At 67.5% G+C, this 14,404-nt stretch carries 11 protein-coding genes; 2 read left to right on the top strand and 9 right to left on the bottom strand.

Translation table 11 applies throughout. The features are described 5' to 3' along the window. Positions 1–28: 28 nt before the first annotated feature. The 8 genes from pyrF to QOC69_RS33530 all read right to left on the bottom strand — a co-directional run bounded on the left by pyrF (position 29) and on the right by QOC69_RS33530 (position 9,069). Positions 29–850 (bottom strand): orotidine-5'-phosphate decarboxylase, encoded by an 822-nt coding sequence (gene pyrF / locus QOC69_RS33495; protein WP_526446788.1) that lies wholly within the window; start codon positions 848–850, stop codon positions 29–31. Continuing rightward, complete coding sequence (carB, locus tag QOC69_RS33500; protein WP_526446789.1) at positions 847–4,227, bottom strand: carbamoyl-phosphate synthase large subunit; 3,381 nt, start codon at positions 4,225–4,227, stop codon at positions 847–849. The genes pyrF and carB overlap by 4 nt, the downstream gene beginning before the upstream one ends. Continuing rightward, positions 4,228–5,376 carry a glutamine-hydrolyzing carbamoyl-phosphate synthase small subunit gene (gene carA / locus QOC69_RS33505; protein WP_353359659.1) on the bottom strand — a complete coding sequence of 383 codons (1,149 nt, stop codon included), beginning with the start codon at positions 5,374–5,376 and terminating at the stop codon, positions 4,228–4,230. It abuts the gene before it with no gap. Further along, positions 5,373–5,873 (bottom strand): PH-like domain-containing protein, encoded by a 501-nt coding sequence (locus QOC69_RS33510; protein WP_353359658.1) that lies wholly within the window; start codon positions 5,871–5,873, stop codon positions 5,373–5,375. The genes carA and QOC69_RS33510 overlap by 4 nt, the downstream gene beginning before the upstream one ends. A 60-nt stretch (positions 5,874–5,933) precedes the next feature. Further along, positions 5,934–7,226, bottom strand: coding sequence for a dihydroorotase (locus QOC69_RS33515; RefSeq protein ID WP_353359656.1), 1,293 nt, complete (start codon positions 7,224–7,226; stop codon positions 5,934–5,936). Next, positions 7,223–8,170, bottom strand: a complete 948-nt coding sequence (locus QOC69_RS33520) for an aspartate carbamoyltransferase catalytic subunit (protein WP_353359655.1) — start codon at positions 8,168–8,170, stop codon at positions 7,223–7,225. Before QOC69_RS33520 ends, QOC69_RS33515 begins: the two co-directional genes overlap by 4 nt. Further along, entirely contained in the window at positions 8,167–8,739 is a 573-nt protein-coding gene (gene pyrR, locus QOC69_RS33525; protein WP_353359653.1) for a bifunctional pyr operon transcriptional regulator/uracil phosphoribosyltransferase PyrR, read from the bottom strand. The genes QOC69_RS33520 and pyrR overlap by 4 nt, the downstream gene beginning before the upstream one ends. 174 nt (positions 8,740–8,913) lie before the next feature. Then, on the bottom strand, positions 8,914–9,069 hold the full coding sequence (locus QOC69_RS33530; RefSeq protein WP_353359652.1) for a hypothetical protein: 156 nt from the start codon (positions 9,067–9,069) through the stop codon (positions 8,914–8,916). Positions 9,070–9,196: 127 nt separating this feature from the next. Here QOC69_RS33530 and QOC69_RS33535 point away from each other — a divergent pair, with 127 nt between their 5' ends. Further along, the gene (locus QOC69_RS33535) at positions 9,197–10,402 is read left to right on the top strand and encodes a serine hydrolase domain-containing protein (protein ID WP_353359651.1); all 1,206 of its coding nucleotides are present in this window, start codon (positions 9,197–9,199) and stop codon (positions 10,400–10,402) included. Between the two features lie 17 nt (positions 10,403–10,419). Next, entirely contained in the window at positions 10,420–11,628 is a 1,209-nt protein-coding gene (locus QOC69_RS33540) for an FAD-dependent monooxygenase (protein WP_353359649.1), read from the top strand. A gap of 77 nt (positions 11,629–11,705) precedes the next feature. Here the strand turns inward: QOC69_RS33540 and QOC69_RS33545 are convergent. Then, on the bottom strand, positions 11,706–14,404 hold a 2,699-nt coding region (locus QOC69_RS33545; RefSeq protein ID WP_526446790.1), incomplete at its 5' end, for a fumarate reductase/succinate dehydrogenase flavoprotein subunit.

Consider the following 14,404-nt stretch of genomic DNA (forward strand, 5'->3'; position numbering starts at 1 on the left):
CACCGGTAACGGTGACCCGCCGTTGCGTCTAAACGGACAGGTACGCGGCGGTGTCGCGCATCCGCTCGGCAGTGGCGCGCAGCGCAGCGACATCGGGTCCGGCACGCAGCAGCTCGCGGGAAACGGCAGGCAACAGCTGCCCGGGGAGTGCCCCGCCGAGGCCGGCCAGCGACTCCAGCCTGCCGCCCTGGGCGCCAACCCCGGGTACCAATACCGGTCCGCCCAGCGCGCTGAGGTCAGGGACGTCCGAGAGCGTGGCGCCGACGACGACGCCGACGGAACCCCTTTCCGGCGACGCGGCACGGTTCACCGCGGCCGCCGCGTCGACGATCGACTGGGCGACCGTCTTCCCGTCGACCATCGCGCGCTGCACGCTCGCGCCCTCGGGGTTGGAGGTCGCCGCGACGACGAACACCCCGCGCTCGTTCGCGGCAGCGGTATCGAGCAGAGGCTGCAGCGAGCCGAAGCCGAGATACGGGGTTGCGGTCACCGCATCGGCGGCCAGTGGCGAATCACCTGCCCAGGCGGCGGCGTAGGCGGCCATCGTGGAGCCGATGTCGCCGCGCTTGGCGTCCGCCAGCACCAGCACCGCGGCCTCCTGCAAGCCCGCGATGGTGCGTTCCAGCACGGAATAGCCTGCCGCGCCGTAAGTCTCGAAGAAGGCCACCTGAGGCTTGACCACCGCGAATCCCGCGAAGGCCTCGACGCAGATGTCACAGAACGCGCTGAGCCCGTCGGCGTCGGTGGTCAGCCCCCAGGCCGTCAGCAGTTCGGGGTGCGGGTCGATCCCCAGGCACAGCGGTCCCCGCTCGGCCGTGGCCGCGGCCAGCCTGGCCCCGAATGCCGTCACTCCGGCGCACCCTTGCCCAACCGCTCCTCGCGTCCGCCCAGCCGCGCATGCAACTCCTGCAGCGACATCACGCCGATGTCGCCGCGGATGCCCGCCTCGATGCCCTGCACCGCGGCCGACGCACCCTGCACCGTCGTGACGCACGGGATGTTCATCGCGACCGCCGCCGACCGGATCTCGTAGCCGTCGATGCGCGGGCCGGAGTTGCCGTAGGGCGTGTTGATCACCATGTCCACATCGCCAGCGCGGATGGCGTCGACCGCCGACATCACAGGACGGCCGCCACCCGGCTCCTCGAAGTGCTTGCGCACGACGTCGCACGGAATGCCGTTGCGGCGAAGCATCTCGGCGGTGCCTTCGGTGGCCAGCACGCGGAAACCCAGATCGGCCAGTCGCTTGACCGGGAACACCAGTGAGCGCTTGTCGCGGTTGGCCACCGAGACGAAGACCGTGCCCTCGGCGGGCAGCGAGCCGTAGGCGGCGGTCTGGCTCTTGGCGAAGGCGGTGCCGAAGTCGCGGTCGATGCCCATCACTTCGCCAGTCGACTTCATCTCGGGTCCGAGCAGCGAGTCGACCTGCGAGCCGTCGGCCTTGCGGAACCGGTTGAACGGCAGCACCGCCTCCTTGACCGCGATCGGGGCGTTCGGCGCGATGCTGGCCCCGTCGCCGGTCTTGGCCAGCACGCCCTCATCGCGCAGCTGGGCGATCGTGGCGCCCAGCATGATTCGCGCGCACGCCTTCGCGAGCGGCACCGCGGTGGCCTTCGACACGAACGGCACGGTGCGGCTCGCGCGCGGGTTGGCCTCCAGCACGTAGAGCACGTCGTCCTTCAGCGCGTACTGCACGTTGAGCAGACCGACGACCCCGATGCCGTGTGCGATGGCTTCGGTGGCATGCCGCACGGACTCGATGTCCTGGCGGCCCAAGGTGACCGGCGGCAGCGCGCACGCCGAGTCGCCGGAGTGGATGCCGGCTTCCTCGATGTGTTCCATCACCCCGCCGATGTACACCTCGGTGCCGTCACACAGCGCGTCGACGTCGATCTCGATGGCGTCCTCGAGGAATCGGTCGACCAGTACCGGGTGCTCGGGCGACAGTTCGGTTGCTCGGGTGATGTAGCCCTGCAGGGTCTCTTCGTCGTACACGATCTCCATGCCGCGGCCGCCGAGCACGTAGGACGGCCGGACGAGCACCGGGTAGCCGATGTCGGCGGCAATGCGGCGGGCCTGCTCGAAGCTGGTCGCGGTGCCGAACCGAGGCGCGGGCAACCCCGCGATGTTGAGCACCTCGCCGAATGCACCACGGTCCTCGGCCAGGTTGATGGCCTTGGGGCTGGTGCCCACGATCGGCACGCCGGCGTCGGCGAGCCGCTGCGCCAGTCCGAGTGGGGTCTGCCCGCCGAGTTGCACGATGGCGCCGACCACGCCAGGACCACCCTTACCGGAGGCGGATTCGGCGTAGTACACCTCGAGGACATCCTCAAACGTCAGCGGTTCGAAGTAGAGCCGGTCGGCGGTGTCGTAGTCGGTTGACACGGTTTCGGGGTTGCAGTTGATCATGACGGTCTCGAATCCGGCCTCACTCAACGTGGTCGCGGCGTGCACGCAGCTGTAGTCGAACTCGATGCCCTGCCCGATTCGGTTCGGTCCGGACCCGAGAATCAGCACCTTGGGCTTGTCGGCCTGCGCGGCGACCTCGGTCTCGGCGGCGGGGTCGGTCTCGTAGCTGCTGTAGTGATACGGCGTCTTGGCCTCGAACTCGGCCGCGCAGGTGTCGACGGTCTTGAAGACGGGATGGATGCCGAGCCGCCGACGCAGCGCGCGCACACCAACCTCACCGGCAAGTTCCGGTCGCAGCGCGGCGATCTGGCGATCCGACAATCCGTGATGCTTGCTTCGCCGCAGCAGTTCGCCGTCCAGCACGGGCGCGTCCTGAAGCTCGGACCGCAGCGCAACCAGTCCCGCGATCTGTTCGACGAACCACGGGTCGACGCCGGAGGCCTGCGAGACCTGTTCGACGGTGGCGCCGAGGCGCAGCGCAAGCTCGATGTCGTAGAGCCGCCCGTCGGTGGGCGTCTTGAGACCCTCAAGCAGGTCCTCGACCGACACCGAGCCTTGCGGGGGATCGGGTTTGGTCCAGAAGCCGGCCCGGTCGGTTTCCAGGGAACGCATCACCTTGCCGAGCGCTTCGATGAAGTTGCGGCCAAGCGACATTGCCTCGCCGACGGACTTCATCGTGGTTGTCAGTGTCGCGTCGGCGCCAGGGAACTTCTCGAACGCGAACCGCGGCGCCTTGACCACGACGTAGTCCAGAGTCGGCTCAAAGCACGCCGGCGTTTCCTTGGTGATGTCGTTGAGAATCTCGTCGAGGGTGTAGCCGATCGCCAGCTTGGCGGCGATCTTGGCGATCGGGAAGCCGGTGGCCTTGGACGCCAGCGCGCTTGACCTCGACACCCGCGGGTTCATCTCGATGACGATCAGGCGCCCGTCTTGTGGGTTGACCGCGAACTGGATGTTGCAGCCGCCGGTGTCGACGCCGACCTCGCGCAGGATCGCGATGCCGAGGTCGCGCATCTTCTGGTATTCACGGTCGGTCAGCGTCATCGCGGGAGCGACGGTCACCGAGTCGCCGGTGTGCACACCCATCGGGTCGACGTTCTCGATCGAACACACCACGACCACGTTGTCGTGACCGTCGCGCATCAGCTCGAGCTCGAATTCCTTCCAGCCGAAGATGGATTCCTCGATCAGCACGTTGGCGCTGGGCGAGGCGGTCAACCCGTCGCCGGCCATCCGCTCGACGTCCACGGCGGAATGCGCCATGCCCGAGCCGAGTCCACCCATGGTGAACGAGGGACGCACCACCACAGGGAGCCCGAGTTCCTCGACCGTCTCACGGACCTCGTCCATGGTGAAACACACGCGGGAGCGGGCGGATTCGCCGCCGACCTTGGCGACGATGTCCTTGAACCGCTGTCTATCCTCGCCGCGCTGGATCGCCTCGAAGTCGGCGCCGATCAGCTCGACCCCGTAGCGTTCCAGCGCCCCGTTTTCGTAGAGCGCGACGGCGGTGTTCAGCGCGGTCTGCCCGCCCAGCGTGGCCAGCAGCGCGTCGATCTTGTTACCGCGCTCGGCCTGCTGGGCGATGACTTGCTCGACGAACGCGGGGGTGATCGGCTCGATGTAGGTGTGGTCGGCGAACTCGGGGTCGGTCATGATGGTCGCCGGGTTGGAGTTGACCAGACTCACCTGCAGCCCTTCGGCGCGCAGCACGCGACAGGCCTGGGTCCCCGAATAGTCGAACTCGCAGGCTTGGCCGATGACGATCGGCCCCGAGCCGATCACCAGCACGTGGCGCAGGTCGGTGCGACGCGGCATCTAGCGGTCTCCCCTCGCAGGCTGGGGGCCCACCCCTGCCATCAAGTCGACGAATTGGTCGAACAGGTACTCCGCGTCGTGTGGGCCTGCCGCCGCCTCAGGGTGGTACTGCACCGAAAAGGCGCGCCCGTCAACCAGTTTGATGCCTTCGACAACGCCGTCGTTGGCGCAGGTGTGGCTGACTTCCGCGCTGCCGAACGGGGTATCGAACCGCTCCCCCGCTTCGCCTTCGAGTGCGAATCCGTGGTTCTGCGCGGTCACCGCGACCCGACCGGTGGCGTGATCGATGACCGGCACATTGATGCCCCGGTGCCCGAACACCATCTTGTAGGTCGAGCGGCCGAGCGCCCTACCGAGAATCTGGTTGCCGAAGCAGATGCCGAACAGCGGGATGCCGGCACCGAGCACTTCTCGAGTGACCCCGACGATGTGGTCGGCGGTCGCCGGGTCGCCGGGCCCGTTGGACAGAAACACCCCGTCAGGCTTGAGCTCGGCGATCTGGTCGAACGCCACCGTCGACGGCAGCACATGGCTGCGAATGCCGCGCCTTGCGAAGTTGCGCGGCGTGTTGGTCTTGATGCCGAGGTCGATGGCTGCGACGGTGAACCGTTGTGGCCCATCTGGTTCCACCACATAGCTGGCCTCGGTGCTGACTTGGCCCGCGAGGTTGGCGCCGAGCATCGACGGCTGGCTGCGCACTCGGCTGAGCAGCTCGTCAACGGCCGCGTCCGCCGCATCTCCACTGAACACGCCCGCCTTCATCGAGCCGAGGCTGCGAAGGTGTCGCACCACGGCGCGGGTGTCGATGCCCGCGACGCCGACGATCTCCTGCCGGACCAGTTCGTCGGAGAGCGTGCCGGTGGCGCGCCAGTTCGACGCCCGCGGCGACGGATCGCGCACCGCATAGCCGGCCACCCAGATCTTGTCGCCGCGACTCTCTGCGTCCTCATGGTTCCACCCGGTGTTACCGATCTGCGGCGCCGTGGCCACCACGATCTGCCCGTGGTAACTCGGGTCGGTGAGGGTTTCCTGGTAGCCCGACATGCCGGTGGAGAACACCGCCTCGCCGAGCGTCTGCCCGACGGCTCCGAACGGGGTGCCGGTGAAGATGCGGCCGTCCTCGAGCACCAGCACCGCCACGCCCCTCATGCGGCCTCCTTCAGCCAGCGGTCGTATTCCCGGCGATCGTCGGCGCGAAATCCGGTGTCGATTTCGGCACCCGACGGCAACCGCCACCTGATGGCAAGGATGCCTTCGTGGGTCATCGCCTTGCCCGCGATGCCCTTCTCGGTGCGGATCGCCGCGATCGCGTCGTCGGGTATCCAGATCGGGCCGGCACCGTTGCGCTGCAACATGATTCCTTCGGGATAGCGGGTCAGCACGGCCTTGGCGCGGTAGCCGAGGTCACCGACGGCGATGCGGTCCAGCCAGCTGGGCGCCAGCGTGCTGCCGACGTAGAGGCCCTTGGTCGCGGGGATCAGCGCCGGGCCAACGCTATCCGGCAGCGGCGGCAGCGTGCCAATCAATTGCGCCTGGCGCTGCGCGCGGTGCAGCCAGCCGCGCATCATCTGCCGGATCAGGAACGCGACCAGCACCGCAAGCACCGCGGCCATGGTCAGCGACGCGACGAGGGTTCCGGTGTTCATGCGCGATCCGCCTGCGCTTCTCGCTTGCCGTTCATGCGCGATCCGCTCCTCGCTCGCCGTTCACGCCGGGCTCTTCCCGTCGCGCGCGGTGACCTTGCCCCGCAGCAGCGTCATCGTCACGGCCGCAGGCAATTCCATGGATTCGTACGGGGTGTTGTCCGAGCGGCTGGCCAGCTGCCCACCGGCAACGGTCCAGGTAGCGTCGGGGTCGACGACGGTCAGGTTGGCCGGTTCGCCGATCTCGAGGGGCCGGCCCTGGTCCGGCAATCCGACTATGCGGGCCGGGTTCTCGCTCATCACCCTGGCGACGTCGCGCCACGTCAGCAGGCCGGGCCGCACCATCGTGTCGACGACGACCGACAGAGCGGTCTGCAGGCCGAGCATGCCGGGCAGGGCGGCGGAGAACTCGCAGAACTTTTCGTGTTCGGCGTGAGGTGCGTGGTCGGTGGCGACGCAGTCGATGACGCCGTCGGCGAGGGCACGGCGCAGCGCATCGGTGTCGGTGGCCTCCCGCAGTGGCGGGTTGACCCGGTTGCGGCCGTCGTAGGTGGCCAGCCGACGGTCGTCAAGCATCAAGTGATGTGGCGTTACCTCGGCTGTGATCGAAATGCCTTGCGCCTTAGCCCATCTGATGATCTCGACGGTGCCCGCCGTGGAGGCGTGGCAGATGTGCACGCGCGCTCCTGCATCGCGGGCCAGCAGCGCGTCGCGGGCGACGATGGATTCCTCGGCGGCGCGGGGCCAGCCGGCCAAACCGAGCCGCGCGGCGTTGGGTCCCTCGTGGGCGACGGCGCCGACCGTGAGCCGCGGCTCTTCGGCGTGCTGCGCGATCAGCACACCGAGGCCCGTGGCGTACTCGAGCGCGCGGCGCATGATCAACGGATCGTCCACGCAGACGCCGTCGTCGGAGAACAGCCGCACCTGGCCGGCGCCGGCGGCCATCATGCCCATCTCGGTGAGCTGCGATCCGGCCAGGCCCATGGTGACGGCGCCGACCGGATGCACGTCGACAAGGCCGACCTGCTGGCCGCGGTGCCAGACGTGGTCGGTGACGACGGGGCTGTCGGCGACCGGATTGGTGTTGGCCATCGCGAACACCGCGGTGTAGCCGCCCAACGCCGCTGCCGCCGAACCGGTTTCGATGTCCTCGGCGTACTCGCGACCGGGCTCACGCAGGTGGGTGTGTAGATCGACGAAGCCAGGAAGCAGGATCTGGCCGGTGGCGTCGACAACGTCGGCATCGTCGGGGATGGCCAGCTCCGGACCGATCTCGGCGATCTGGGCATCGGATATGAGCACGTCGAGGCGGTCGCCTTCGCCGTAGAGCCGCACTCCTCGGATCAGCAGGCTCATGCGCTGATCGCTTCCCGCTCAGCGCCAACCAGCAGGTGGAACAGCACCGCCATTCGAACGTGCACGCCGTTGGAAACCTGTTGCAGGACCGCTGATTGCGTCGAATCGGCGACCGAGAAAGCAATCTCCATGCCGCGAACCATCGGGCCGGGATGCAGCACTACCGCATTGCCGGGCAGCATCGCCTGCCGCTTCTCGGAGAGCCCGTAGAGCACCGAGTACTCCCTGGCCGACGGGAAGAAGCCGCCGTTCATCCGCTCGGCCTGCACCCGAAGCATCAGCACCGTGTCGGCGATGGGTAGCTCGGCGTCGAGGTCATGGGACACGGTCACCGGCCAGTCGGCGACGCCGACCGGCAGCAGCGTGGGCGGCGCGACGAGAACCACTTCGGCGCCCAGCGTGTCGAGCAGCAGGACGTTGGACCGCGCCACCCGGCTGTGCAGCACGTCACCGACGATCACCACCCGCTTGCCCTCGATGCTGCCCAGCCGCTGCCGGATCGTCAGCGCGTCGAGCAGCGCCTGAGTGGGGTGTTCGTGGGTACCGTCGCCGGCGTTGATCACGGACGGACCACCGTCGGTGGTGGCGGTCCATTCTGCGAGCTGCTGGGCGGCCCCCGACGCCGGATGGCGGATTATCAACGCGTCGGCCCCCGCGGCGCGCAGGGTCAACGCCGTGTCGCGCAGCGATTCCCCTTTGGACACCGAGGATCCCGATGCGCTGACGTTGATCACGTCGGCGCTCATCCACTTGCCTGCCACCTCGAACGAGACCCGGGTGCGGGTGGAGTTCTCGTAGAACATCGTGATGATGGTGCGGCCGCGCAGCGTCGGCAGCTTCTTGACCTCGCGGCCAAGCAGCGCCTGGCTGAATCGGTCGGCGTCGTCGAGGATCGCGATGGCGTCGTCGCGGGTCAGATCGGCCGCCGAAAGTAGATGCTTCATCGTCTCGGCCCTCCGTGCGGTGTGATGGACACGCCGTCGTAGCCGTCGTCCTCGGCCAGCCGCACCTTGACGTTCTCGCTGCGCGAGGTGGGCACGTTCTTTCCGACGTAGTCGGCGCGCAGCGGCAGTTCGCGGTGGCCGCGATCGACGAGCACAGCGAGTTGCACGGCGCTAGGCCGGCCGATGTCGCGCAGGGCGTCCAGCGCGGAGCGAACGGACCGCCCGGAGTACAACACGTCGTCGACGAGGATCACCAGCGCGTCATCGATGCCGCCCTCGGGAATGGAGGTGTCCTCCAGTGGCCGAGGCGGCTTGAAGTTGAGGTCGTCGCGGTAGAGCGTGATGTCCAAGGCACCGTGCGGCACCGTGACGTCGCAGAATTCCTTGATCTTGTCGGCGAGCCGGGCCGCCAGTGTCACACCGCGGGTGGGGATGCCGAGCAGGATGACCCCGGGAGCGTCGGGACCGTCAAGTGCGGTCTTCTCGATGATCTGATGGGCGATGCGGGAGATGGTCCTGCCGACGTCCGCGGCGGACAACAATTCCCTTTCGGTGTCGGGAGAGCCCACGATGCGACTCTGACCTCCTTCTCCGCCTCTCGGGACGGATCGTTAAAGGACGTCGAACTTCCGGGGGAGCTTAGCACCCGCGATCCGGGCGGCCGGCAGCGACACCGCCGCTCATTGGCTGCCCGCGACAGCGTGGCGAACAACTGACCGCGGTCGTGTCGATCACCGCAGATCTCAGTGCGGGAAGCCGTTGGCGAGCAGCCGGGCCACCTTCGCCGACATCGGCTCGGCAGACGGCGACCCGCCATCTGGCGGCGGTGGTGCCGGCCGATGGCCATCAACCAGCGAGGATTCGTCGGTCGGTGAACTCACAGCCGATGCGTCGTCCATGTCCGTTCCTCCGCTCGGTAGACCTAACTCGATGGTGCGCGGGTCTGACCGATTCCGATTGAGTAGTCGGGTACTCGAATCGGCGCCACCAGCGGAGCCGGCTGCGTCGCTGGGTACGCTGGCGCCGATGAAGCTCGACACCAACCAGGCCTCCATCAGCGAAGCGATCGATGCCGGCCTGCTAGCGGGCGCGGTCACGCTCGTTTGGCGCTCCGGCGAGGTGCTGCAGGTCCATGAACTCGGCCACCGCGACGTCGATGCCGGCCTCCCGATGCAACGGGACACGATTTTCCGCGTCGCATCGATGACCAAGCCCGTGACCGTCGCCGCCGCGATGTCCTTGCTCGACGAAGGCAAGCTGGCCCTGACCGACCCGGTCGCGAAGTGGTTGCCGGAGCTGTCGAACATGCGGGTGCTCGACTCACCGGGGGGCCCGCTGGACAAGACGCATCCGGCGCGCCGGCCGATCACCGTCGAAGACCTGATGACCCATCGAAGCGGGCTCGCGTACTTCTTCTCCGTGACAGGGCCACTGGCGAAGGCGTACTCGCGCATCTCGGCGCGGCAGAACCCGGACAGCTGGCTGGCCGAGGTGGCCGCATTACCGCTTCAGCATCAACCCGGTGACAGGTTGACCTACAGCAACGCCACCGATGTGTTGGGGATCGTGCTTGAACGCAGCGAAGGCAAGTCCCTTCAGGACGTGCTCACCGAGCGGGTCCTTGGTCCACTGAACATGTCCGACACCGGATTCTTCGTGGCGGCTCGCAACCGCGGTCGGACCGCCACCATGTACAAGCTCGAGGACGACGACACGCTCAGCCATGACGCGATGGGCCCACCGCCCATCTCGCCGCCCCCGTTCTGCATGGGTGGCGCGAATCTGTTCGCTACCGCCGACGACTATCTGACCTTTGCGCGGATGCTCCTGGCCGGCGGTGAAGTCGACGGTGTACGGGTGTTATCCGAAGAGTCGGTGCGGTTGATGCGCGGCGACCGGCTGACCGACGAGCAGAAGCGTCATCCATTTCTCGGTATGCCTTTCTGGATTGGCCGCGGTTTCGGCCTGAACCTTTCGGTGGTGACCGACCCGGCCCAGTCCCGTCCGCTGTTCGGGCCAGGAGGTGTCGGGACGTTCAGCTGGCCCGGTGCCTACGGCACATGGTGGCAGGCTGATCCGAGCGAGAATCTCATCTTGATCTACCTCATCCAGAACCTCCCGAACTTCGGCGCCGACGCGGCGGCCGCGGTTGCGGGCAACACGTCATTGCTGAAGCTTCAATCAACACAGCCGAAATTTGTGCGCCGGACATATCAGGCGCTCGACATCTAGGCGTTACCGTTGCGGCCATGGCGCAGCCGACCGTCCTGATCAGCGGAGCCGGAATCGCGGGGCCTGCACTGGCCTTCTGGCTGAACAAAAGCGGTTTTCGCGTAACGATCGTTGAGCTCGCCGATGGCATCCGCCCTGGCGGACAAACCGTAGATCTGCGGGGTGCCGGCGGTGAAGCGGCCCGGCGGATGGGCCTGCTCCCCGAGATGCGCGCACACTCGCTCGACCAGCGCGGCGTGGCCTGGATCAAATCCGACGGACAGCGCCGAGCGGAGATGCCGGTGACGGCCTTTCACGGCAACGGCTTGGTCTCCAAGCTCGAGATCCTGCGTGGCGACCTGGTCGATGTGCTGTATCAGGCGACCAAGGATCGGGCCGAGTACCGCTTCAACACCGGCATAACAGAACTCAGCCAGAACGGCGACACCGCAGAAGCCACCCTGACCGACGGGACAACGCTGTCGGTGGACCTCGTGGTCGGCGCCGACGGGCCGCATTCGACGGTGCGCCGCTTGGTGTTCGGCCCCGAGGAGCAGTTCGTCAAGCAACTCGGCGGATACAACGCATGGTTCACTGCGCCCGACACCGTCGGGCTCGACGGCTGGTATCTGATGTATCAGGCACCGGGCCTCAACGCGTCGATGCGACCGTCGCATGACCCGACGATGTGTAAGGCGGGGCTGGCGTTTCGTTCCGACGCGTTGAGACCCGTCGCCTATGACCGCCGCAGTGCCGACGAGCAACGCGCCTTGCTGACAAGATATTTCGCAGGCGCGGGTTGGGAGTGCGACGCGTTGCTTGCGGGGGCGGCAACAGCCGACGACTTCTACTTCGACGCGTTCGCGCAAGTACACATGCCGACGATCTCGCAGGGGCGGGTCACGCTCGCGGGTGACGCCGGATACTGCGCCTCACCGCTGAGCGGCATGGGCACCAGTCTCGCGCTCGTCGGCGCGTATGTCTTGGCAGGCGAGCTCGGGCACGCCGATTCCCTTGACGCGAATGAGATGGCCGCGGCACTGCAGCGCTATGAATCCGTCATGCGGCCCTACATCGACCGGTGCCAGGACCTGCCGAACGGTATCGACGGTTACCTCCCGAAGTCGGCCAGCGATATCGCGGTCACCGCCGCGGTGATGAAGTGGATGCAGCGCTGGCCCTTTCGTTACGTCGCCGAGAGAAAGTGGTTCACCACCGCCGACGCCATCGAGCTGCCGGACTACTGATCGTTGCGCCGCCGGGTTCGGCCGTCCTCAACAGGGCTCTTCACAGCCAGCGGACCCCCGTCGGCGACCATCGTCCGTCAGCTGACCTGAGCCGCCAGGGCGTGGCGGGCGTACGCACGTACGTCGGCGTCGCCGTCTTCCAGCGCCAGTCCGAGCGCATCGCGCGCCGCTTGCTCCGACGCCGCCCACCGCGTCAGGGTCAGCACCGCCGCCTTACGCACGTCGAGGTGCTGATCGGTAAGCGCGCGTGACAGCCTCGGCACTGCGACTGTCGGCGCCGCTCCCGCCAGCGCCCTGGCCGCGCCCTCTCGCACCTGCCATGCCGGCTCCGTCAGCGCGCGCTGCACATCGGCCAGATCGTCTTCGCCGCATCCGACGGCGCCGAGTGCGGCCAGCGCCGCCGCGCGCACCAACGGGTCGGCATCGCCGACCAGCCGGCGCACCGCGTTCGCGCCCCTGCGCAGCGTCGAAAGCCCGTTGGCCGCCGCGATTCTGACCTCACGGTTGTCGTCACCGGCCGCGGCCGCGACACCGTCGGAGTCGTCGACGGACACCAGTGCCCGCACCGCTTCGATGCGCACCCGGTGGTCGACGTCCGCTGAAGCGTGCCGGTATTGCCCCTGTTCGCCCACCCGGCGGGCGCCGAGCAGGTACACCGCCACCGCCCGCACCACCGGATCCTCCGAATTCAGCTGCTTCCCAACATGTTCCGGTGCAGGAAGGACCTCGACGAGTTCGCGCACACCGTCGGCGGCAACCCGGCGCACCTCGGTGTCGTCGTCACCCAACGCCTTCAGCAGCGCGCCGGGATAACCGTCGGGCAGATGCTCGACGAGCGTGGACACCGCGGTACGTCGCACTCCGGGGTCGGCATCGCTCAGGAAGTCTGCCAGGTCGGTGACCGTAGGCGATTCCAGGGCCAGCACTTCGACTATTCGCGGCGACGGCGGCTGGGTGGCGCCCGCCGTACGCAGCCGTGATGCCGCGGTGGCGGGTGCCCGGCTGTTCGCCAGCGCCGGCTGTTCGACGTGTATCACCGGCAGCTCAGATGGCAGGTGTTCCAGGTCGGGCACGGGCACGAAATATGCTGCGACGGGTCGCTTCAGGAACTCCATCGAGCCGTCGGCGGCCTTCCGCAGGTTCAGGTGGTAGCGCCATGACTCGTCATCGCGCTCCGGCATGTCGGCGCGATCGTGGTAGAGGCCCCATCGCGATTCGGTGCGGGTTAGCGACGCGCGCGCGGCCATCTCGGCGCAGTCGCGGATGAACGACACTTCGACGGCCCGCATCAGCTCGTGCGGTGTGGTGGCGCCCATCTCGGCGATCTCGGCGTGCATCCGCTCGAAGCTCTGCACAGCGATCGACAATTTGGTCGCGGTCTTGGGTGGGGCCACGTAGTCGTTGACGAACCGGCGCAGCTTATATTCGACCTGTGGCTGCGGCGGGCCGTCGGGCTGACGCAGTGGGCGATAAACCAGCTCGTGGGCATCACGCAACTGATCGGCGGGAACCGTCTGCGGGGCAGCGACGTGCGGAACCGTCGACGCCGCATGCTCCCCGGCAAGGTCGCCATAGACGAACGCGCCGATCATGTAGTTGTGCGGTACGCAGGCCAGATCCCCTGCCGCATACAGTCCAGGAACCGTGGTGCGAGCGTGTTCGTCAACCCACACGCCGGACGCGGAATGCCCACTGCACAAGCCGATTTCGGAGATGTGCATCTCGACGTCGTGGGTACGGTAATCGTGACCGCGGTTTGCGTGGAACGTGCCCCTGGTGGGCCGTTCGGTGGTGTGCAGGATGTTTTCCAACGCGGTCAGCGTCTCGTCGGGCAGGTGCGAGACCTTCAGATAGATGGGCCCGCGGGCCGATTCGATCTCACGTTTCACCTCGGCCATCATCTGGCCCGACCAATAGTCGGAGTCGACGAACCGCTCCCCCAACGCATTGACCTGATAACCGCCGAACGGATTGGCCACGTATGCGCACGCCGGCCCGTTGTAGTCCTTGATCAACGGGTTGACCTGGAAACACTCGATACCGGACAGTTCGGCACCTGCGTGATACGCCATCGAATAGCCGTCGCCGGCGTTGGTCGGGTTTTCGTAGGTGCCGTAAAGGTATCCCGACGCGGGAAGGCCAAGCCGCCCGCAAGCACCGGTGGCGAGGATCACCGCCTTGGCCGCGACCGCGACGAATTCCCCCGTGCGCGAGTTGACTGCGGCGGCGCCGACGGCCCGGCATGTTGACTTCCCGTCACTGCGCTCGCCCGGGTCGTCGGTCAGCACTCGCACCGGCATCAGCCGGTTCTCGATCGTGATCTTCTCCCGCATCGAGCGCTGCCGCAGCACCCGGTACAGCGCCTTCTTGACGTCCTTACCCTCGGGCATCGGCAGCACGTAGGAACCGGACCGGTGCACCCGGCGCACCGCGTACTCGCCGTGTTCGTCCTTCTCGAACTTGACGCCGTAGCGCTCGAGACGCTGCACCATCGCGAACCCGCGCGTCGCGGTCTGATAGATGGTGCGCTGGTTGACGATTCCGTCGTTGGCGCGGGTGATCTCGGCGACGTAGTCCTCAGGCTCGGCCTTGCCGGGGATGACGGCGTTGTTCACCCCGTCCATGCCCATCGCGAGCGCACCGGAGTGTCGCACGTGCGCCTTTTCCAGCAGCAGCACCTGGGCGCCGTTGTCGGCCGCCGTCAAAGCGGCCATCGTTCCTGCGGTGCCGCCGCCGATCACCAGCACGTCACAGTCGAGCCGGAGGGCACCTTCTG

Source organism: Mycobacterium sp. (genome assembly GCF_032162105.1).
Lineage (GTDB): Bacteria > Actinomycetota > Actinomycetes > Mycobacteriales > Mycobacteriaceae > Mycobacterium.